Source organism: Variovorax sp. 22077, from assembly GCF_052044195.1.
Classification (GTDB): Bacteria; Pseudomonadota; Gammaproteobacteria; order Burkholderiales; family Burkholderiaceae_C; genus Variovorax; species Variovorax atrisoli.
In genome coordinates this window covers 1-401 of record NZ_JBQEQC010000115.1, presented here as the reverse complement: position 1 = coordinate 401, position 401 = coordinate 1, and the positions used below count along the sequence as shown (strand labels likewise).

Annotated in this window: 1 protein-coding gene; it reads right to left on the bottom strand. The window is 66.3% G+C overall.

Translation table 11 applies throughout. The annotated features are described in order from the left end of the window. Positions 1 to 401, bottom strand: a 401-nt coding sequence (locus ACTJLF_RS34745) for an electron transfer flavoprotein subunit beta/FixA family protein (RefSeq protein WP_440884921.1), incomplete at both ends; no start/stop codon positions are given.

Sequence of the window (401 nt, the reverse complement as noted above, 5' to 3'; positions counted from 1 at the left end):
GCTTGACCGTGTCCAGCTGCTTCTTCTTGGCCTTCATGATGTTCGGCAGCGTCACGTAGCGCGGCTCGTTCAGGCGCAGGTCGGTGGTGATGACCGCGGGCAGCGTGAGCGCCACGGTCTCCAGGCCGCCGTCGACTTCGCGGGTGACGGTGGCCTTGTCGCCGGCGACTTCGACCTTCGAGGCGAAGGTGGCTTGGGGCAGGTCAGCCAGCGCAGCCAGCATCTGGCCGGTCTGGTTGGCGTCGTCGTCGATGGCCTGCTTGCCCAGGATGATGAGAGAAGGCTGTTCCTTGTCGACCAGGGCCTTCAGCAGCTTGGCCACGGCCAGGGGCTGCAGTTCTTCAGCGGTTTCCACCAGGATGCCGCGGTCGGCGCCGATGGCCATGGCGGTGCGCAGGGTT